The 19,194-nt window shown below is 63.6% G+C and carries 15 protein-coding genes; 4 read left to right on the plus strand and 11 right to left on the minus strand.

Translation table 11 applies throughout. The features are described from left to right. Nucleotides 1–778: 778 nt before the first annotated feature. From LW136_RS10790 to LW136_RS10810, 5 genes are read right to left on the minus strand one after another with little or no spacing between them, the layout of a single operon-like run. Complete coding sequence (locus LW136_RS10790; RefSeq protein ID WP_234175162.1) at nucleotides 779–1,930, minus strand: acyl-CoA dehydrogenase family protein; 1,152 nt, start codon at nucleotides 1,928–1,930, stop codon at nucleotides 779–781. Between the two features lie 37 nt (nucleotides 1,931–1,967). Then, a complete protein-coding gene (locus LW136_RS10795; protein ID WP_048329313.1) occupies nucleotides 1,968–3,062 on the minus strand; it encodes an enoyl-CoA hydratase/isomerase family protein in 1,095 nt (364 codons plus the stop codon). Between the two features lie 2 nt (nucleotides 3,063–3,064). Continuing rightward, nucleotides 3,065–3,955, minus strand: coding sequence for a 3-hydroxyisobutyrate dehydrogenase (mmsB, locus tag LW136_RS10800; RefSeq protein WP_234175163.1), 891 nt, complete (start codon nucleotides 3,953–3,955; stop codon nucleotides 3,065–3,067). A gap of 36 nt (nucleotides 3,956–3,991) precedes the next feature. Further along, nucleotides 3,992–4,765 carry an enoyl-CoA hydratase gene (locus LW136_RS10805; RefSeq protein WP_234175164.1) on the minus strand — a complete coding sequence of 258 codons (774 nt, stop codon included), beginning with the start codon at nucleotides 4,763–4,765 and terminating at the stop codon, nucleotides 3,992–3,994. Between the two features lie 46 nt (nucleotides 4,766–4,811). Next, nucleotides 4,812–6,323, minus strand: coding sequence for a CoA-acylating methylmalonate-semialdehyde dehydrogenase (locus LW136_RS10810; protein ID WP_234175165.1), 1,512 nt, complete (start codon nucleotides 6,321–6,323; stop codon nucleotides 4,812–4,814). A 156-nt stretch (nucleotides 6,324–6,479) separates the two neighbouring features. Between LW136_RS10810 and LW136_RS10815 the strand changes: the two genes are divergently transcribed. Further along, nucleotides 6,480–7,370, plus strand: coding sequence for a LysR family transcriptional regulator (locus tag LW136_RS10815; protein WP_046619524.1), 891 nt, complete (start codon nucleotides 6,480–6,482; stop codon nucleotides 7,368–7,370). A 123-nt stretch (nucleotides 7,371–7,493) separates the two neighbouring features. Here the strand turns inward: LW136_RS10815 and LW136_RS10820 are convergent, their stop codons facing one another. From LW136_RS10820 to LW136_RS10835, 4 genes are all read right to left on the minus strand, one after another. Continuing rightward, on the minus strand, nucleotides 7,494–7,847 hold the full coding sequence (locus LW136_RS10820) for a YgaP family membrane protein (protein ID WP_046619521.1): 354 nt from the start codon (nucleotides 7,845–7,847) through the stop codon (nucleotides 7,494–7,496). A gap of 65 nt (nucleotides 7,848–7,912) precedes the next feature. Continuing rightward, complete coding sequence (gene glgP / locus LW136_RS10825; RefSeq protein ID WP_234175166.1) at nucleotides 7,913–10,438, minus strand: alpha-glucan family phosphorylase; 2,526 nt, start codon at nucleotides 10,436–10,438, stop codon at nucleotides 7,913–7,915. 75 nt (nucleotides 10,439–10,513) lie between these two features. Further along, complete coding sequence (locus LW136_RS10830) at nucleotides 10,514–11,611, minus strand: endonuclease/exonuclease/phosphatase family protein (RefSeq protein ID WP_234175167.1); 1,098 nt, start codon at nucleotides 11,609–11,611, stop codon at nucleotides 10,514–10,516. 185 nt (nucleotides 11,612–11,796) lie between these two features. Continuing rightward, nucleotides 11,797–14,916: a transglycosylase domain-containing protein gene (locus LW136_RS10835; protein WP_234175168.1), complete on the minus strand. Its 3,120-nt coding sequence runs from the start codon at nucleotides 14,914–14,916 to the stop codon at nucleotides 11,797–11,799. A gap of 193 nt (nucleotides 14,917–15,109) precedes the next feature. On the opposite strand from LW136_RS10835, the gene LW136_RS10840 reads away from it, so the two are divergent. From LW136_RS10840 to LW136_RS10850, 3 genes are all read left to right on the plus strand, one after another. Next, complete coding sequence (locus LW136_RS10840) at nucleotides 15,110–15,913, plus strand: AraC family transcriptional regulator (protein WP_102831633.1); 804 nt, start codon at nucleotides 15,110–15,112, stop codon at nucleotides 15,911–15,913. 94 nt (nucleotides 15,914–16,007) lie between these two features. Next, nucleotides 16,008–16,727 carry an AzlC family ABC transporter permease gene (locus LW136_RS10845; protein WP_102831634.1) on the plus strand — a complete coding sequence of 240 codons (720 nt, stop codon included), beginning with the start codon at nucleotides 16,008–16,010 and terminating at the stop codon, nucleotides 16,725–16,727. Further along, a complete protein-coding gene (locus tag LW136_RS10850) occupies nucleotides 16,724–17,035 on the plus strand; it encodes a hypothetical protein (RefSeq protein ID WP_045666188.1) in 312 nt (103 codons plus the stop codon). The genes LW136_RS10845 and LW136_RS10850 overlap by 4 nt, the downstream gene beginning before the upstream one ends. Nucleotides 17,036–17,040: 5 nt before the next feature. Here LW136_RS10850 and LW136_RS10855 read toward each other — a convergent pair whose 3' ends face one another. Both LW136_RS10855 and LW136_RS10860 read right to left on the minus strand, forming a co-directional pair. Beyond that, nucleotides 17,041–17,715: a TIGR04211 family SH3 domain-containing protein gene (locus LW136_RS10855; protein WP_234175169.1), complete on the minus strand. Its 675-nt coding sequence runs from the start codon at nucleotides 17,713–17,715 to the stop codon at nucleotides 17,041–17,043. Between the two features lie 427 nt (nucleotides 17,716–18,142). Then, nucleotides 18,143–18,916 carry a TerC family protein gene (locus LW136_RS10860; protein WP_101275637.1) on the minus strand — a complete coding sequence of 258 codons (774 nt, stop codon included), beginning with the start codon at nucleotides 18,914–18,916 and terminating at the stop codon, nucleotides 18,143–18,145. Nucleotides 18,917–19,194 lie beyond the last annotated feature (278 nt).

Consider the following 19,194-nt stretch of genomic DNA (forward strand, 5'->3'; position numbering starts at 1 on the left):
AACCACTGCCGGGGTGTCCTGCGTTATGCAGCCGCGAATCGGCTGTATCACTATCGCGCCCTTGCACGTCGCCGCGCACAGAGGCGGTTACCCAAAGGTGTTACTCCTTTCGTACAGCGTAACGGTCACTGAGGTGGGCGGTAACGAATCAGGCGCGGATTCTGTGCTCTCTGTGCATGTCCAAATCGTAACCTATTGAAAAATATGGAATTATCAAAACTGGCATGACGAATGCTTTGTTATTGGCATAACAAGAACAAGAAAGCACATCCAATAACAAAAACAACACGTAGCGACTCCGACACAATAAAAACAAGCAGGTGGGAGACGTAGCAAACTGATTCTTTTGGAGAGGAATTGCCCGACAGGTTTCCTGTCGACCGGACCGAGAACAATAAAACTGCCTTGAGGCAGCTCCAGAACCGGTTGAGCCCGCGAGGGTAGTGGCAACATCAGCGACCAAAATAATCCGTTTGTTCTTTATGTCCCTTATGGGACTGCTACTCGGACGATGTCCGACCGGGCTGCCAACAAAAACAACAAGCCCGTCAGCAGAAGAAGAACAAAGCAACACGACCTGAAGGGGAGCCTAGCGGCTCCCCTTTTTATTTGGGCCGCAAGACAGCGGCCGCGCTGTCAGGCGTTGTGGGCATTGATTGTGTAATTGAGTGGGCTTCGATACAGCCAGGCTGGCTTTGCCGTACGGGTGAAGGCGCCAACGTGACGAATGCCGAGCTGTCAGATTGCAGCACGGCATTCGTCCAGCACGCAGTGGCGTTTACAGCGGGTAGTTCGCCAGCTCCCGCGCGATCAGCAGGCGCTGGATCTCGCTCGAGCCCTCGTAGATCTGCGTAATACGGGCATCGCGGTAATAGCGCTCGACCGGATAATCCTCAAGATAGCCGTAGCCACCGTGGATCTGCACCGCCTGCGAACAGACCTTCTCCGCCATTTCCGAGGCGAACAGCTTGGCCTGGGAGGCTTCTGACAGGCACGGCAGACCGGCGCTCTTCAGCCTTGCGGCATGCAGGATCAGCAGACGCGCCGCATTCAGCTGGGTCTGCATGTCGGCGAGCATGTTGGCGATGCTCTGGTGCTCGGCGATCGGCTTGCCGAACTGCACGCGCTCGCGGGCGTAGAGCAGGGCCGCTTCGAAGGCCGCGCGGGCGATGCCCACGGCCTGCGCGCCGATGCCGATGCGTCCGCCTTCGAGGTTCGACAGCGCAATCGCCAGGCCCTTGCCGCGCTCGCCAAGCAGATTGGTCTCCGGGATTCGGCAGTCGCTGAGCGAGACCGCGCAGGTGTCCGAAGCGCGGATACCCATCTTGTGTTCGCTGCGCTCCACCGCGAAGCCGGGCGTGTCGGTGGGCACCAGAAACGCGGAAAGTCCCTTCTTGCCGAGGTCCGGATCGGTCACCGCGAAAACGATGGCCAACTTCGCCCGCTTGGCATTGCTGCAGAACTGCTTGCTGCCGTTGAGTACCCACTGGCCGTCCACCAGCTCTGCGCGGGTGCGCAGGTTGTGCGCCTCGGAGCCGGCCTGCGGTTCGGTGAGGGCGAAGCAGCCGATGGCGCGACCGCTGGCCAGTTCCGCCAGCCACTCGTCCTTCTGCGCCTGCGAGCCGTAGTTCAGCACCGGGCCGCAACCCACCGAGTTGTGGATGCTCATCAGCGCGCCGGTGGCGCCATCGCCGACGGAGATTTCCTCCACGGCCAGGGCGTAGGCGACGTAGTCGATATAGCTGCCGCTCCATTCTTCCGGGACTACCATGCCGAGCAGGCCAAGCTCGCCCATCTGGGCGACCAGGGCGTCGTCGATCCAGCCGGCCTTTTCCCAGGCCTGTGCATGGGGTGCGATTTCGCGGCGGGCGAAGTCGCGCGCCATGTCGCGGATCATGCGTTGGTCTTCGCTGAGTTCGAGGTCATGCATTGCGCGGTCTCTTCTTGTTGTTGTGCTGCAAAGAGGTTCAGGCCGTGGCGCTGCGGCGTGTCTTGCCGGTGGTGGCCTTGAAGCCGTCGAAGAACGCCTGGACGCGCTCCGGCGTGACCTCTGCCAGCGTCGGCGGATTCCAGCGTGGGGACTTGTCCTTGTCGATGATCAGCGCGCGCACGCCTTCCATGATGTCGCCCTTGGCGAACCATTGACGGTCCAGATGCAGCTCCAGGGCGAAGCAGTCGGCCAGCGGCAAATTGCGGCCGCGCCGCAGCATCTCCAGGGTGACGCACATCGCCAGGGGTGAGCGGCTGTCGAGCACCTTGAGGGTCTCGGCGGCCCAGTCGCTGAATTCGGGACGGTTCTCGGCTGCCAGCGAGGCACGAACCGATGCCACGTCCTGCTTGGCGAAATGCTCGTCGATGGCCTGGTGCAGCGCTTTGAGTTCGGAACCGGGCAGCCTGTTGGTGCCTAGTGTCGCCACCAGGGTGCGCAGCGCCTCCTGGGGATGGACCGACCAGCTCATGCGGTCCAGGCAGCGATCCAGCTCGGCAATCTGGTCGTGGCTGACGCACCAGTCCGCCAGGCCCACGTGCAGCGCATCGGCGGCGCGGATCTGCAGGCCGGTGACGCCCATGTAGGTGCCAAGCTCACCCGGCAGGCGCGAGAGGAAATAGCTGCCGCCCACATCCGGGAAATAGCCGATGCCGACTTCCGGCATGCCCATGCGCACGCGCTCGGTGACCACCCGCAGCGACGCGCCCTGGACCAGGCCCATGCCGCCGCCGAGGACGAAACCGTCCATCAGCGCCAGCAGTGGTTTCGGGTAGGCATGGATGTACTGATCGAGGGCGTATTCCTCCTCGAAGAAGGTTTCGTGCTCGGTGTCGCCGCGCTGGAAGCTGTCGTACAGCGAACGGATGTCACCGCCGGCGCAGAAGGCTTTTTCGCCATTGGCGCGCAGTACTACGGCATGAATCTGCGGATCGGCAGCCCAGGCGCTGAGCTGCTGGTGCAGCAGGCGGACCATTTCCAGGGTCACCGCATTCAGCCCGGCCGGGCGGTTGAGGGTGAGGTGGCCGACGTGGTTGCGTACGGCGGCCAGCACGGGGCGTTCGGTTGCACTCATGGTCAGGTGTCCTTGCGGTACTGATTGATGATCGCCGAGAAGTCCAAGCCGCCATGACCCTGGGCGCTGAAGCTCTGGTAGAGCTGCTGGGCGAGGGCGCCGAGGATTACCGGCTGGCGCACCTGCTTGGCGGCCTCGGTGGCCAGGCCGAGGTCCTTGAGCATCAGATCGCTGCCGAAGCCGCCGCTGTAGCCGCGTGAGGACGGAACGTTGTCCAGCACGCCGGGGAAGGGGTTGTAGGTATCCGAGCTCCAGCAGCGGCCGCTGGAGGTGTTGATCACGCCGGCCAGGGTCTTGGCATCCATGCCCAGCGCGACGCCCAGCGCCATCGCCTCGGCGACGCCGATCATGGAAATGCCCAGCAGCATGTTGTTGGCGACCTTGGCCACCTGGCCGTTGCCGGCTGCACCGCAGTGCACGATGTTCTTGCCCATGGCCGCGAGGATCGGCTGCGCACGGTCGAAGTCCGCGTCGCTGCCACCGACCATGAAGGTCAGGGTGCCGGCTGCTGCACCGCCGGTGCCGCCGGAGACCGGTGCGTCGAGCATCGGGTTGCCATGCTCGGCGGCGGCCTTGGCCACTTCGCGGGCGCTGTGCGGATCGATGGTCGAACAGTCGATCAGCATCACACCGGCACGGCTGCTGGCGATCAAGCCGTTCGCGCCCAAGTACACGCTCTTCACATGGGCTGCGGCCGGCAGCATGGTGATGATCAGCTCGGCGTTGCCCTGGGCGATGGCGGTCGGAGAGTCGACCGGCAGCGCACCGGCGCCGACCAGGTTTTCGACGGCCGCGGCGTTGAGGTCGAAGACGCTGAGTTGGTGGCCTGCCTTGAGCAGGTTGTGGGCCATGGGCGCGCCCATGTTGCCGAGACCAATGAATCCGATATGCATGGCGTGTTTCCTCTTCTTGTTATGGCCAGATGCGGCTTAGCGATTGGTGAACTCAGGCTTGCGCTTCTCGCTGAACGCGGCCATGCCTTCCTTCTGGTCGGCAGTGGCGAACACCGCGTGGAACACACGACGCTCGAAGCGGATGCCTTCGGCCAGCGTGGTTTCGAAGGCGCGATTGACGCTTTCCTTGATCATCATGGTGGCCGGCAGGGATTTCTCGGCGATCACGCGGGCGGCCTTGAGGGTTTCCTTCAGCAGGCTTTCGGCTGGGAACACACGGGCGACGAGGCCGGCGCGCTCGGCTTCGGCAGCGTCCATCTGGCGGCCAGTCAGGCACATGTCCATGGCCTTGGCTTTGCCCACTGCACGGGTCAGACGCTGGGTGCCGCCGATGCCCGGCAGCACACCGAGGTTGACTTCCGGTTGGCCAAAACGCGCGTTGTCGCCGGCAAAGATCATGTCGCAGAGCAACGCCAGTTCGCAGCCGCCGCCCAGGGCGTAACCGGCGACAGCGGCAATCAGCGGCTTGCGGCGGGTGGCGATACGATCGGCTTCGGCGAAAAGATCGTCGAGATAGACCTGCGGGTAGGACAGCTCGGCCATTTCCTTGATGTCGGCGCCGGCGGCAAAGGCCTTGGGCGAGCCGGTCAGGACGATGCAGCCGATCTGTGGATTGGCCTCGAGCTGGCCCAGCGCCTGGTTCAGCTCGCTGATCAGTTGGGCGTTGAGCGCGTTGAGCGCCTGCGGCCGGTTAAGGGTGATCAGAGCAACGCGTTCTTTGATTTCTACGAGCAGGGTTTCGAATGTCATTTCAGCATCCTTTGGGCCGGCGCGCGCGCCGGCTTGGTGAGTGATTTCACTTAAGATTGATGGTGGTGTTGACCGGGCCGCCGACCTCGTTCTCATCGAACCAGCGTTCGGTGATGGTCTTGGTCTGGGTGTAGAACTGCACCACCTGCTTGCCGTACGGGCCGAGGTCGCCGAGCTTGGAAGCGCGTGAGCCGGTGAAGGAGAACATCGGTACCGGCACCGGGATCGGTACGTTGATGCCCACCTGACCCACATCGATCTCTTCCTGGAAGTGCCGCGCGGCCGCGCCAGAGCGGGTGAAGATGGCGGTGCCGTTGCCGTTCGGGTTGGCGTTGATCAGCGTGATGGCTTCGTCCATGGTCGCTGCCGCCATGACGCAGAGGACCGGGCCGAAGATTTCTTCCTGATAGATGCTCATCTCGCGGGTAACGCCGGAGAAGATCGTCGGGCCGACGAAGTTGCCCTTTTCGTAGCCGCTGACGCTCGGGTTGCGGCCGTCCAGCTCCAGCTTGGCGCCTTCGCGTACGCCGCGTTCGATCAGCCCGCTGACGCGATCCAGCGCCGCGCAGGAAACCAGCGGACCGACGTCGGTGCCGGCCTCGACACCGGCGTTGACCTTGAGTGTCTGCGCCTTGGCGACCAGATCGGGAATCCAGGCCTGCGCTTCGCCCACCAGCACCACCACCGACAGCGCCATGCAGCGCTGGCCGGCCGCACCGAAGGCAGCACCGGCGAGGTTGTTGAGGGTCTGCTCCTTGTGCGCATCGGGCAGCACGATGGCGTGGTTCTTCGCGCCCATCATGCACTGCACGCGCTTGCCGGCCTGGCTGGCGCGGTTGTAGACGTGGGTGCCGACCCTGGTCGAGCCAACGAAGGATACCGCCTTGATATCCGGGTGGTCGCAGATCGCATTTACCGCGTCCGCACCGCCATGCACCACGTTGAGCACGCCCGGTGGCACGCCGGCTTCCAGCGCCAGTTCGCACAGGCGCATGGTGACCATCGGGTCCTGCTCGGACGGCTTGAGGACAAAGGTGTTACCGGTGGCGATGGCCATCGGGAACATCCACAGCGGGATCATCGCTGGGAAGTTGAACGGCGTGATGCCGGCGCAGACGCCCAGCGGCTGCAGCAGGGTATAGGTATCGACGCCGGCGGCGACGTTGTTCGCCAGCTCGCCGAGCTGCAGGTTGCCGATACCGGCGGCGTGCTCGACCACTTCCAGGCCGCGGAACACATCGCCCTCGGCATCGGCCAGGGTCTTGCCCTGTTCGGCGGTGAGGATCGCCGCCAGCTCCTTCATGTTTTCACGAATCAGTTGCTGGTACTTGAGGAAGATGCGCGCACGCGCACCGATCGGTGTCTTGCGCCAGGTCTTGAAGGCTTTCTGGCCGCTGGCGACGGCACGGTCGATTTCCTCGGCAGTCGCAAAAGGCACGCGCGCCAGGACTTCCTGGGTCGCCGGGTTGACGACATCGCGCCAGTCCTGGGTCGTCGATTCGATAAATTCACCGTCGATCAGCAATTTAACGGTAGGAATGGAGCTGGACGTTGTCATAAGGCTCTCCGCCTGAAAAGGCACTGTTGTTGTCATGGCTCGCGGACGGCTGCGATCAGTTGCACTGAATGTAGCAATGCAAAAAACCACATTACAATGCGATCGACTGCAGAGTCGCTCTGCATAAATGCACAGGAGCTGATGGAGGCTTCAACCATGGACTGGGACAATCTGCGCTATTTCCTCGAGGTCGCCCGAGCGGGGCGGCTGACGACCGCGGCGCGCCGGCTCGCTGTCGACCACACCACCGTGTCCCGTCGTTTGCAGGCGCTGGAAAAAAGCATGGGCCTGCAGCTCTTCCTGCGCGAGCCGGGTGGTTACAAGCTCACCGAAGCCGGGCGCAATCTGTTGCCGCGGGTCGAGGCCATGGAAAGCGCCAGCGTGGCCATCGAACATTCGCTGCCGAGCATGGCCGACGGCCTGTCCGGGCAGGTGCGCATCGGCGCCACCGAGGGTTACGGCACGGTGATGCTCGCCGGCCAGCTCACCGGGCTCAGTCGGCGCTATCCGCACCTGAACATCGACCTGCTGGCGTTGCCGCGCGCGGTGCGACTGTCGCGTCATGAGGCGGATATCGTCATCACCCTGGAACGCCCGGAGCGTGGACCGTTCATCATCACCCGGCTCACCGACTACGTGCTGCGGCTGTATGCGTCGCCGGCGTATCTCGACGAACACCCGCCGATCCGCAGCCGAGAGGATCTGGCCGCGCACCGCTTCGTCAGCTACGTGGATGACCTGCTGTTCAGCAAGGAGCTGCTGTTTCTCGATGGCATCGCCGACGCCCGCTCCATCGGCCTGCGCAGCACCAGCCTGCTGGCGCAGCAGGAAGCAGTGGCGATGGGGGCTGGGATCGCGATCCTGCCGGCGTTTTCCGCCGACGCCGATCCTCGGTTGCGACTGCTGCTGCCGGAGGAGGTCAGCTTTACCCGCACCTTCTGGATGCTGATGCCGATCGAGTTCAAGGACCTGGCGCGCATGCGCACGACCTGGGACTACCTGAAGGAAATGGCGCAGCAGAACCAGGGCCGACTGCTGGGCCAGTAGTTATCGCTGGCCGAGCTGTCCAGAGAACCAGGGCGGCGCCGCGAGAGTGCCGGGAGCTTTACGCTTCAGCCGTGTATGGCAGTTATGCGCAGGCGGCACATCATCGAGGCGCTGCCCGGTCGATCAGACGCGCGGCGTGGTGCGGCTTTCGTTGCCCATGGGGGTGGAGTCCGGCATTTGTACGCTGGTATCGGTGAAGTCCGAACTATGCACTTCGGAATCCATCGGCATATGGCTGTAGCGCTGGCTTGGCAGTGCCGGCTTCGCTTCCATCTCGGTCAACAGGCGCTTGCCCTCGCAACGGCCGCTGATGCCGCGGGCCAGGGCCATGCCGCCCATTGCCAGCTCGGCCAGACCGAAAATTCCGCCACGACGCAGCCCTTTGCCCATCAACACCAGGCCGCCGGCCAGCGAGGCGGCGCGCTCCCAGCCGTGGACGTTCTGTGGGGCGGATTTGTCGAACATTTGCTTGATCATGACGCGGCATCCTCTATGCAGGTGGTTTATAGATGACTGCGGCGTGCGGGTAGCGTTCCGGCTGTTCATCGCTGCCAGAGAATGAGCGGCAGCTCCAACGGCACCGCCAGGCCCAGCGCGGGGCTGGGGACGACCCGTGCCGTGTAGTCGGCCTCAGGGCGCTGGGTGCTCAGCTCGGTCCGGAAGCTGGCGTATGAGCCTTCGTGGCGCTGGAGTACCAACGTGTGGACGCTGGCCGGCTCCGCTCCCTGCGATTCGGCGAACAGCTGCACGGCTATCTGCTCCGGTTCGATTCGGCCGAGGTGCAGGCGAGCCTCGATGTGCTGGGCATCGCCCTCGCGCCGCCACTCAAGCTGTTCGAAGGCCAGTTCGTGCCAGTAACTGCGCAAACTGGTGATTCGGCGCGACATCTCGCTGGCCAACGCAGAACCATCCGCGCAGCGCTGTCGGTAGTTGCCGGACAGCGGCAGGTAATAGCGCTCGGTGTATTCACGCACCGTCCGGTCGGCGGAAAAGCGTTCCACCAGAGCACTCATGCTGCGGCGCATGCGTTTCACCCAGGCGGTGGGGATGTCCTGCTGGTCGCGCTGGTAGAAGCAGGGCACGACTTGCTCTTCGAGTAGCCGATACAGCTGTTCGGCGTCCGCGGCATCGTGTTCGGGTTCGTGCTCCAAGCCGTCGCCGACGGCCCAGCCGAGGTCGGCGGCATAGGCTTCGGCCCACCAGCCGTCGAGCTGCGAAAGATTCAGCCCACCGTTGGCCAGGACCTTCATGCCGCTGGTGCCACTGGCTTCCCACGGGCGACGCGGGGTATTCAGCCAGACATCCACGCCCTGCACCATGTGCCGGGCGATACGCATGTCATAGTCCTCGAGAAAAACCACGTGGCCGGCAATATCGGGGCGCGCGGCGAGCCGCTGCCATTCGCTGAGCAGCGCCTGGCCTGCGCGATCGGCGGGGTGCGCCTTGCCGGCAACCAGCAGCTGCACCGGGTAATCGCGATGGGTGAGGAGGCGCGCCAGCCGTTCCGGGTCCTGCAGCAGCAGGTTGGGGCGTTTGTAGGCGGCGAAGCGCCGGGCAAAGCCCAGCGTCAGCCGTTGCGGATGCAGGCGCGAGCCGGCGAATTCGATCTCCGCAGGCGAGGCGCCGTGCACCGCGAGGCTGCGGGCCAGGTGGCTGCGTACGAAGCTGAGCAGTTCGCCACGAGCATGCTGGCGGATCTGCCACAGCCAGCGGTCATCGACCTGGGCCAGAAGATCGTCCACTGAGGCCTGGTCGGTGCCGCGCCAGGGAATCTCATCGCCATGCAGCTCATACCAGTGGGCTTCGGCGTCCGGCGATACCCAGGTCGGCAGATGGATGCCATTGGTGACATGACCGATCGGCACCGACTCGAGCGGCCAGCGCGGATAAAGCTCGCGGAAGATGTAGCGACTGGTGCGGCCATGCAGCTGGCTGACGGCGTTGACCGCCCCGGCCCCGCGCGTTGCCAGGTAGGCCATGTTAAATGGCTCGTGTGGGTCGTGCACATGCTTGCGTCCCATGGCCAGCAGCGCCTGCAGCGGGATGCCCAGTTCGTACTCGGCATAGCGCTCCAGGTATTTGCTCAGCAGCTCCGGCGGAAAGCGGTCGAAGCCGGCTTCGACGGGCGTATGGGTCGTGAACAGATTGCCCGCGCGGGTTGCGTGGAGCGCCACTTCGAAGGACACGCGCTCCCTGGCCATGTAACTGCGGGCGCGTTCCAGTACGGCGAATGCTGCGTGGCCGTCGTTCAGGTGAAGCACATCGGCCTGCAGCCCGGCGGCTTCGAGCAGCCGCCAGCCGCCGATGCCCAGCACCAGCTCCTGGCGCAGACGCATTTCGTTGTCGCCACCGTAGAGTTCGCTGGTGATCAGTCGTGCGATGGGCGGGTTGGCAGGGTCGTTGGTGTCCAGCAATAGCAGGCGGTGGCGGCCGACCCTGGCCTGCCAGCCGCGCAGCCAGATCTGCACGCCGGGCAGCTGGATCGCAAAACGCAATGCTGTTCCGCTGGCGTCGAGCAGCGGTTCGATGGGCATCTGCCGGGTGTCATTGACCGGGTAGAGCGCCTGCTGGCGACCATCCGGGCCGATGCTCTGGCGAAAATAGCCGTGCTGCCAGAGCATGCCTACTGCGGTTATCGGTACGCCGAGGTCGTTGGCGGCCTTGAGCTGGTCACCGGCGACATTGCCGAGCCCGCCGGAGTAGATCGGCAGCGCCTCGCTGAGCATGTACTCCATGGAGAAGTAGGCGACTCGCGCGAGTTGTTCGCTGTAACTCTGGTCACCGTGACTTTGACTGGCGAACCAGGTCGCCCGCTCCAGGCGTGCCTGCTGAGCTTCGACGATGCCCTCCACCAGACGATGGCATTCAGCGCGCTGCAGCAGTGCTTCCAGCTTCTGCAGCGGCACCGTGCTGAGCACCAGGCTGGGATTGCGCGTGAGCTGCCACAGGTCGTTATCGATCAGCTGCCACAGGTCATCGTTCTGGCTGGTCCAGCGGATGGACTGATCAAAGGCGAGCTGGCGCAGGGTTTCCGGGGTGATGGCGGGGCGTTCGGATGCAGGCGTCATGCGGGCTCTCTCGTCTGAACTGGGCGCACGGTATTTTCCAGCATAGGCCTATCGCCGCGGCTGATGGCCAGCGGCTCAGCGTCGCGGGCCGGCTGCAGGTTGCGGTACCTCGCCCGGGGTGACGGGCTCCTTGTCGATGGTTTCCTCGACCTGCTGCTCGTCGTCGCGATCGGCTTCAAGGCCATGCTGCTCTTCAGTGTGCTTGGGGTCGTACTGCAACTCGATGAACACCGGGAAATGGTCGGAGCCGATATCAGGCAGCCGCAGCAGGCGGATGAAGCGGAAATGCGCGCTGTGGAAGAAGTGATCAAGCGGCCAGCGCAGAAACCAGTGATGGGCATGGAAGGTGTTGTACATGCCGCGGCCGACCCGTGGATCGAGCAGTCCGCTGATCTTGCGGAACAGGCGCGTGGTGGGCGACCAGGCGACATCATTGAGGTCACCGCTGACGATGATCGGGTCATCGCTGTCCTGGATGCTCCTGGCGACCACCAATAGCTCTGCGTCGCGCTCGGTGGATTCCTCGTTCTCGGTCGGGCTGGGCGGTGCCGGATGCAGAAAGTGCATGCGCACCGCGAGCTCGTCGCTGACACGCACCCGGGCATGCATGGAGGGCACGTCGTCCTCCACCAGAAAGCACAGCTCCGGCTCTTCCAGCGGCAGACGTGAAAAGACATGCATGCCGTAGAGGTTGTCCAGTGGGCAGCGGATGCTGTGCGGGTATTGCTCGGCGAGTTGCTCGAGCTGCGTTTCCCACCATTGGTCCGATTCGAGGGTCACCAGCACGTCGGGGCGGTACTCGCGAACCAGCGCCAGCAGCCGATCGGACTGCCGATTCGGCCCCAGCACATTGGATGACATCACCCGGATGCGCGGCCCTGCAGCATCTGTCTCCGCCCTGCGCACCTCGTTGCGCCAGGGGCGTGTGTAGGGCACGACCCATGCGAGCTGGTATACCAGGCAGGCGCCGGCCAAGGCAGAGATCAGGTAATGCCACGGCTGGCTGTAGTCGAGCAGCATGCCTTGAGCGACGAGCAGGGCGACCAGCAGCGCGCCGAGTTGCAGGCGCGGAAACTCCCATACGCGCACCCACCAGGCGCGATGCCGCCACAGCGGCAGGAGTGTGACGAGCACAAAGAGTCCCGTGGTGAGCAGCAATATCCCTTCGATCATGACGTTTCCCGTTGCGGCCGATCAGTTCGGCAATCAGGTGTGCACTCCAGATTGGTTCCAGGACCGGGGTATTCGACAGGCAAACAGGCGAAGCGTCGCAAACGAATTCGGATTACGTCCAGTTGTCGCCGGTGCACGCGCCGAAACCGGCGCCGGGAAGGAACGCCGGTGCGGGCGTTTGGGGATCAGTTCTCGGCCGAAAGCATGCCGCTGGTCAGTGCCGGGAGGTCATCCGGTCGGCACAGCGTGTTATGACCTTGCAGGTAGGGTTGCAGGATGGGCGCCATGCCCTTGAGCGTTTGCACGGGCAGCGCCGAGGTAAAGCGGAAGCTGTCGGCGGCGCGCCCTGGCACATAGGCTGTCAGCGTGCCGAAGTGGTTGGGCCCGAGATAGAAGACGAAGGTGGCTGTGCGGTTCAGCGCCAGCGAGCTGATCAGCCGGCCGCCAGCGCCGACGCTCTGGATGCGGTTGTCACCGGTGCCGGTCTTGCCGCCCATTCGCAAAGCGCTTCCGTCCTGCTGCACGAAACTGCCTTGCAGGCGCCGTGCGGTACCGCCTTCGACCACATTGGCCAGTGCATCCTGTAGCGCGCGGGCCACTTCGACCGGCATCACCCGCTTGCCGGTCCCGGTGGCAAGGCCCATGCGGGTTTCATAGGGCGTGCCCTGGGCGAAGTGCAGGTTGTCGATGCGCACGCTGGGCAGGCGGACACCATCGTTGAGGATGATGCCCATCAGATCGGCCAGCGCAGCCGGCCGATCACCCGAGCTGCCCAGCGCGGTCGCCAGTGACGGCACCAGGTTGTCGAACGGATAGCCCAGCCGCTGCCAGCGGCGATGAATGTCGGTGAAGGCCTCGACCTCCAGCATGATGCGAATCCGGCTGTCGCGCGCGCTCTTGTGCCGGCTGCGGAACAGCCAGCCGTAGACTTCCTGGCGCTGCGCGCGGCTGTCGGCAACCACTTCGGAGAGCGTCGCCTGCGGGTGGGCGATCAGGTAGCCCAGCAGCCAGAGGTCCAGCGGGTGCGTGCGGGCGATGTAGGCCTGATCGGGCAGGCTGTAGGCGCCCGGGCCATAGCGGGTGTAGAGCGCATCCAGCTTCTTGTCGTTGAGATCGGAGTCCGGCAGATGCTGCTTGAGAAAGCTGTCGAATACCGGCCGCTCGGCATCCGGCATCAGGTAGCGATGCACGGCCGCCAGGCGCACGGGTGTCGGCCGCATGCCCTGCAGGAAGGTCTCGATGCGCTGCTCGGCGCTCTTGTTGCGGTACTTCTTCCAGAAACGTTGCAGGAACACCGAGCCCTCGCGATCGGCGAAGCGGGTCAGGTATTCCTGGCGGCGCGGGTCCTTGTCGTCACCCAGCAGTTCGGCACTATTGATGGTTTCGTAGGTGCTGTAACTCACCAGATCACGCATCAGCCGTACGAAGGGCAGATTGATCGATTCGCGCAGCGATTCGCGTACGGTGGGGATGCGTCCGTCGTCTTCACGGCGGAAGTTGCCGAAGCGGTGCATGCCGGCGCCGGTGAAGAAGCGTTCGGCGGGGCTGGCCGAGTAGCGCCGATCCAGCGCGGCGTCGAGCATGCGCTCCAGGCTGCGGTCGCTGTGCGTGGCCAGGTAATCGATGGCCCAGCGGCTTAGATTGGCCTTGGTGTCGATCTTGCGCAGCTCGCCCGGGGTGAGGCCCGAGTAGCGCTGGTGCAGCTCGGCGATAACCTCAAGATAGGTGGTCAGCACGCGCAGCTTGGCGGTCGAGCCCAGCTCCAGCTTGCTGCCCTCGTTGATGTCGAACGGCTGGTTGGTGTTGTCGGTCTGCACCCGCACCTGGAAGCCTTCCTCGCCGCGCTCGAACAGCGTGAAGCTGTAACGCACGGCGGCGGTCTTCTCCGGGGACAGCATGCGATCACCGAACAGCCCGACCGTTTCGGCGAAAGCGGGATCGGCCAGGCGCACCAGGTACTCGCTGATCTGTGCCTGCAGATCACCCTGCAGCGGCGTGCTGGCGGTGAGATCCAGGCGATCCAGGTCGTACAGCGGCAAGCCGAGCAGCCCGGCCAGGCGCATGCGCGCGACGGTGATGCCTTTGGTGGCGTCCACCTGCCGGATCGCCGAGTCGCGACTCGGGCTTTGTCCAAGGACGCGCTGGCCCAGCGCGGCGTCGCGCAGGCCGGCATCGATGATGCCGCCGTTGGCCAGCAGGCGGATATGACTGTCGGTCAGCGTTGCCATTTCCTCGCGGCCGGCACCCAGGTAGTACGACGGACGCCGCTGTGCAATCAGCAGCGACAGCACCTGACGCAGCGCCAGACCGCGCGCCTGCGCATCGACCTCGTCGGCGCTGCGTGGATCGAGCAGGCGATTGACTTCACGGAAGTCGGCGCCGAACCATAGTCGCAAACCATCGGCGATGCCATGCACTTCACCGTGTCCGGGCGCCGCGGAGAGCGGCACGCTGTTTAGGTAGTCGCGCACGATGCGCTGACGGGTGGCCAGGGTTTGCGGGCCCTCGCGATAGGTACGCACGCTGGCGGAGATCATCTGCCGGATCTTTTCCTGCGGATCGCCGGTGCGGCCTTCGGGCGAATGCCGATACTTCTCGACCTGGGTGGCCAGGGTGCTGCCGCCGGCGGCCTGGCCGCTGAGGCCAAGGCGCTTTTCCAGCTGGCTGATCGCCGCCTTGGTGAAGCGCGGCCAGTCCACCGCCGGGTTGGCGTGGGGGCGGCTGGCGTCCAGCAGGCCACGGTCCTCGATGAACAGCAGGCTCATCACCACCAGCGGCGGGATGTCCTCGAAGCGCTCGTAATACTGGCGTGGATAGCTGTTGGTGTAGATCGGCACGCCGCGGCAGTCGTTGATGGTCAACCCGGCCTGGGAGTCCTCGGGGTAGGGCGGAAAGAAGCCGTGGTTGGTGTAATCCAGCAGTGCCCGCGAGAAGCGTGCCTGCTCCTCGATTCTGAAATTGCGCTGTGACAGCTGTTGAATGAAGCGCGGCAGATCGATGTAGCCCAGGCGGCGGTCGAACGGGCCGTCTTCTGGGAACTGAATGCGTGGGCTCGGCCCCGGTTTGACCACGTAATCCAGATCGGCCGCATAGCGGCTTAACCAATGCGATTGCCACCGGGCGCTGTCCAGCTCCTGCCAACCGAGATAGCCACCGCCTGCCAGCAGCGAAATACCGACGAGCAGCGCCAATCGGCGTGCCGTCTTGCGACGGCCTTTAGCTGATGTGCGGGATGATTTGGGGGAAGGGGCGCGCTTGTTACGCCCATCCTGGGATGTCTTGTCGGACCGCCATACTGCGCCCATGTGTGCCTGGCTTCCTAGCAGTGCTCTACGGCAAGCATAGTTCTCCCACACGGCTTAAGCGATGGCGGTTTGACGAACGGAGCGGCTCAAGCACGAGCCTTGAAGCGGAGGCGGTGGGGCGCTTGGTGAGTTGCTCGTCGTAGCTGTGGACCGCTACTGTGAGACGTGCATCGTTCGGGGCTTGGGAGTAGTAATGAAGGGCAATAACGATTGGATACGGCGCCCTGACGAGCCTGGCCCCCTTGAGCGGCTTGAGGCCTACTTCAGTGGCTACGGTTACGCTCCCCACAGGCATGACACTTATGCGATCGGCTGTACGCTCGCCGGCGTGCACCGTTTCAACTACCGCAAGAGCGCCCGCTACAGTCTCCCTGGAAATACCTTCGTGGTGTATCCCGACGAACTGCACGACGGCGAGGCGGGGAGCGAGGCGGGTTTTCGGTACCGGATAATCTATATCCAGCCTGCGATGCTGCAGGGGCCGCTCGGTGGGCAGCCATTGCCTTTCATCAATGACGGGATATCCCGTGATCCACGCTTGCGGCGTGTCGTCTGGGCGCTGCTGTCTTGCCTGGACAACCCGATAGAAGAGTTGGAGCAGCAGGATGCGCTGTTTGACCTGGCCCAGGTCATGTCCGTCGTAGCCGGGAAAAGAGTCAATCGACGACGAGCCGACTTCCGCGCCGCCGAACTGGCTCGGGAGTACATGCACCATCATCTGGATGGAGCTCTCAGCCTTGACGAACTCGAGCGGGTTTCCGGCCGGGATCGCTGGAACCTGTCGCGCGATTTTCGCGCCCTGTATGGCACCAGCCCATACCGTTACCTGACGTTACGTCGCCTAGATCATGTTCGGCGGTTGCTTTCGAACGGGATATCAGTGGCCGACGCCGCACTCGTTTCGGGGTTTAACGACCAGAGCCACATGAGTCGCCACTTCAAACAAGCCTATGGACTTACCCCTGCACACTGGGCACGGCTGATGCGGCTGAGCTGAAGTCAGCGCGCGGTTGCACGATCGTACAAGAATCCTTCGGCGGCACTACTCACACTTCGCAGGGCATGTCATCGCGCAGCTCGGAGTGGAGTAATTGTCAGAAATAGTAGAGAGCGCGGACCCGGCGGCGCCGCTCGTAACCGGCAGCGCTTTGAAACAGGCCCTTCCGGCGGCATTGTCGGTCATGCCGGTTGCCATGCTGTTCGGCGTGCTTGCCGCACGGTCCGGCTGGTCGGTACTGGATGTTTTGCTGCTCGGCTTGCTAGGTTTCACTGGCAGCGGGCAGTTTGCAGCATTGCCGCTGTCCGAAAGTGGCACGGGGTTCTTTACGCTGCTGCTTGTAGCTGCATCGATCAATTGTCGTTACCTGCCGATGGCGATCTCGACTATACGACGGATGCCTCGATCTGCATTCGCGCGCGCCTGCAGTGCGCACATGCTAGGCGACGAAGCCTATGCCTGTGAACGGGACGACGAGCCGATCGACCGGATGCTGCAGATACGCAGCGCGATATTTCTAACCTGGGTACTGGCAGGAGCCTTTGGCGCTGTGATCGGTGGGGTCCTGCCTGAAGATTGGCTCAGCAAGGATTTCAACCTCGGATTTCCGGCGAGCGCTGTGTTGTTTTACCTCGCCTTGTCGCAGCTGAAGGCACGGCGAGCGCACATTCGGCGCCATCAGGTCGCCGGGGCAGTTCTGATCTGTCTTTGTGCCGCAGCTTCCCTCGGCCTGATCCTGACGCTTGGTCCTGTGTACTTCTGGATTCCCGGCGTATTGCTCGTAGCCTTGCTATTGAACGGAGTCCGAACATGAACGAGGCGGTCCTGATTGCCACCGCCGCGCTGCTGATCACCAGCTTGTTGGTCAGAGTCGTGCCAGTATTCGTCAGCATGCCGCTCGGCGCGGGCGGTCTACGCATCGTCGGGCAGATCCTGCCGACCGCGGTGTTCATCAATCTCGCAGTCTACGTCGCATACAGCGAAATCAGCGCTGCACCGGCTGCTGCTGCGACGTCACTATTGGGTGTCGCTCTGCTCGCCACCAGCGGCCGAGTCGGTCTGGTTGGCAGCATGCTGTTCGGTGCAGCGCTCTACTACACAGCGGCAGCCCTCATCGGCTGATCGAGTCAGAACCAACGATCGTTACGCTTACGGCCGCGGGTGAGCATTGGCAGGATCAGGCCCACCAGCAGCCCAGCACCGGCGATGCTGCCGCCATAGACCATGTACTGCATGAGCACCTGCTTGTTCTCGTCGCCGAGCCGCGCCTGGGTCGTACGCAGTTCCGACTGTGCTTCGGTCAGCTCCGCCTCGAGGGCGATGCGGCGGGCGTCGAGTTCGTCGATCAGAGCTTTGCGCGAGTCCAGGGTTTCCTGCATGCCTTGCACGCGCACCTTCCAACTATCGTCGATGGTCTTGAGTTCCTCGCTCAGTTCGGCGACTTGCTGTTCAAGCTGCGGCAGGCGCTCGGCCTGGCCGGGAACGTCCTGCAGTTCCTTGCTGGGTATCCAGACGTTGCTGCCGGACTCCGAGCGGACCTGACTGTAGTCGCCCTGGGTGCTGATCAGCTCGACCTTCTGCCCCGAGGTAAGCGTGCCGACGATGCGATAGCCATCCGTGGGGCCGCTGCGTACGTAGGTGTTCAGGCTGTCGCTGACCCAGCGCGCGTTATCGGGCGATTCCTGGGCATCCACAGGCCCTGCAATGAGCAGGGCACCGAACAGACTGGCGCCGATGATTTGTCGCGGATGGGAAAAGCTAAACCGGGAGAGCAAGGCAAAAAGATGAAGAGATATGGACATGAAAAGTTCGCGTTATTGGAAGAATAGGACCCAAGCGTGGGGTGGTGAGGTCGACTGCATCTGGCACGCGAGACTCTGGGCCAGCCGCAGAGAAAAGCACCGCTTTTAGTGGCCGGACGCGGTGGCAGCCACAGATCGGAGCCTGACGTGCAAACGGCACGAAAATGAAGATGCTCCGCGGGTGCATCAGCTGACTGACCGTCCTCCCCGGCGAAAGTTCAGGCGGTTTTTTTCGGGCTGACAATGCTGGCGATGAGGGGCGGCGAGCTGGGCAACTGCAGTCGATGCCAGCCGCAAGCGGCTAAAACCGCGGGGTGGGGCGGTGCGAGACCGAGCCGGTCTCTATGCCGGCATGGCTGTGAGAGCTTCGGTGCGGCGGGCCTGCTCCAGCGTGACCCCTGTTCGCTGATGCAGGCCCACCGTCAGTTTATTTCGATTGCTCTTGAGCGAGACCGAGCTGCTTCTGCCGTGCGCGCCGGGCCATCATGTTCAGCATCTCGACCCCGGCGGAGAACGCCATGGCGGCATACACGTAGCCCTTTGGTACGTGGGCGCCGAAGCCTTCCGCGATGAGGGTCATGCCGATCATCAGCAGGAAGCCGAGCGCGAGCATCACGACGGTCGGGTTCTCGTTGATGAATTTGGCCAGCGGGTTCGCCGCCAGGAGCATCACGGTCACCGCGACGACCACGGCAATGACCATGATCGCGACATGATCGGTCATACCCACCGCAGTGATGATGCTGTCCACCGAGAACACCAGGTCGAGCAGCAATATCTGCGCAATCGCGGCGCTGAAGCCCATCGTGACGGCATTGTCGAGCTGCTTGCCTTCGAACATGTCGCCGCCCGGTGTCGGGTCGACACTGTGGTGAATCTCCTTGGTGGCCTTCCAGAGCAGGAACAGGCCGCCGGCGATCAGAATCATGTCCTTCCAGGAAAACGCATTGCCGAACAGTTCGATGACCGGCTCGGTGAGCTGAACGATCCAGGCCACCGTGCCGAGCAGGCCCAGTCTCAGGACCAGCGCCAGGCTGATGCCGATGCGCCTCGCGCGCTCACGCTGATGCTCCGGTAGCTTGTTCGTCAGAATCGAAATGAAGATCAGGTTGTCGATGCCGAGCACCACCTCCATGGCGATCAAGGTTGCCAGGGCAACCCAGGTGGTGGGTTCGGAGAAGAGCTGGATAAGCGATTCCATATGGATCTCTAGCGTGAGTGATGACGATCCCGCGTCTGGCGGGTGCGCGAGCATAGCTGGAAGGCAATCCGTAACAGAGCCCGCATTTTGGACCGCTTTGTATCAAATCGATTCAGTGCCAAGTGGCGGCTGCCTCGCGTGTGGTAACCGTCCCTATAGCGCCAGGATGCGTCGAAATCCCATGCGCCTGGGGCGCCAGAATCAGGCAAGCCAGACCGTTTGTTCTTTGGCCACCACTTGACACCTGCGGGTGCAAAGCCCGGCGGTTTCTGCTTTTA

The organism is Stutzerimonas kunmingensis (assembly GCF_021432085.1).
Classification (GTDB): Bacteria; Pseudomonadota; Gammaproteobacteria; order Pseudomonadales; family Pseudomonadaceae; genus Stutzerimonas.